Raw genomic sequence first — 1592 nt, forward strand, 5'->3', positions numbered from 1 at the left:
ACACAATCGATGGAACGCCGGATGCGGTGAAAGTCGCATGTCCGGTGTGGAGTGGGGGAAAATCCGGCGATTACTTCAAAGGATTACCTATCACTATAGGCGGAAACGCTTTTGTACTGCGCCCTCATCGGGTATATCCACTACGAGGCCCCGGTGGAGGAACAGAATTTCTCCACCCTCATCGAGTTCATCAACGCGATGGAGGTCCGGGAGGACGACGAGGAGTTCAAAAACCCCGTGGACCTGATGTTTGACGCGCTGGAGGCGGAGAAGCCCAACCACTTCGCGGTCCGCCAGTACAAGAAGTACAAGCTGGCTGCGGGCAAAACCGCAAAATCCATTCTGATTTCCTGCGGTGCGCGCCTCGCCGTGTTCGACATTGCGGAGCTGCGGGAGGTCACTTCCTACGACGAGCTGGAGCTGGACACCCTGGGAGACCAAAGAACCGCCCTGTTCCTCATTATGAGCGACACGGACGATAGCTTTAACTTCCTGATCTCCATGTGCTACACCCAGCTTTTCAACCTTTTGTGTGAAAAAGCCGACGATGTGTACGGAGGGCGGCTGCCGGTCCATGTGCGCTGCCTCATTGACGAGTGCGCCAACATTGGCCAGATTCCCAGGCTGGAAAAGCTGGTCGCCACCATCCGCAGCCGTGAGATCTCCGCCTGTCTGGTGCTGCAAGCACAGTCCCAGCTGAAAGCCATCTACAAGGACAACGCCGATACCATCATCGGCAACATGGATACCTCTATCTTCCTGGGCGGCAAGGAGCCGACTACCCTCAAGGAGCTGGCCGCCGTATTGGGCAAGGAGACCATCGACACCTACAACACCGGCGAGAACCGTGGGCGGGAAACCTCCCACTCTCTCAACTATCAGAAGCTCGGCAAAGAGCTTATGAGCCAGGATGAATTGGCCGTCATGGACGGCGGCAAGTGTATTCTCCAGCTGCGTGGTGTGCGGCCTTTCCTCTCGGACAAGTACGACATCACCAAACACCCCAATTATCCGTACACCGCCGACGCGGACCCCAAGAACGCCTTTGACATCGAGGCGTTCCTGTCCACACGGCTGAAACTCAAGCCCAACGAGGTCTACGATGTGTACGAAGTAGACGCGGAGGGCGCGTAAATCTGTTCCGCTGTGAAAGGAGTGATCTTATCTACCCGCCTCAACTGCCCCGGATGGGGCCATTGGCGTACAAAGCGGACAATCACCAAAAAATAATGAAAAAAGGAGGACAGCCGGAATCAGCCCCCGGAAACCGGGCGGCAGATTGCTCCGGCTTTTGTATGCCTATGAATGACTAAATCAAACTTTTCAAATGATTCCGGCTAACTATAATTTATGGCATTTTTTAACCAGGCGATCACCGTTTTGCAGACCCTCGTTATTGCTCTGGGTGCTGGTCTCGGCATCTGGGGTGTCATCAACCTGCTGGAAGGTTACGGCAACGACAACCCCGGCGCGAATGCTCATGTACGGTAAAGTATCACAAGAAAATTATGTCGAATTGACAGCCGCCTCCGCTATACCGAATAAGGAAATAAAGAGTCCTCAAATTTTGCGCTACTAAATGAAGACGAGCG

Annotated in this window: 2 pseudogenes; both read left to right on the plus strand. The window is 54.2% G+C overall.

What is annotated here, in order from left to right:
• Window positions 1–99: 99 nt before the first annotated feature.
• Window positions 100–1134 (plus strand): annotated as a pseudogene (locus ACEVJL_RS16745) (VirD4-like conjugal transfer protein, CD1115 family); the annotation flags it as partial.
• 216 nt (window positions 1135–1350) lie between these two features.
• Window positions 1351–1479: pseudogene (locus ACEVJL_RS16750) on the plus strand (Maff2 family mobile element protein); the annotation flags it as partial.
• Between the last annotated feature and the right edge of the window lie 113 nt (window positions 1480–1592).

It is taken from the genome of Flintibacter porci, from assembly GCF_041925195.1.
In the GTDB taxonomy this organism is placed as follows: domain Bacteria; phylum Bacillota; class Clostridia; order Oscillospirales; family Oscillospiraceae; genus Lawsonibacter; species Lawsonibacter porci.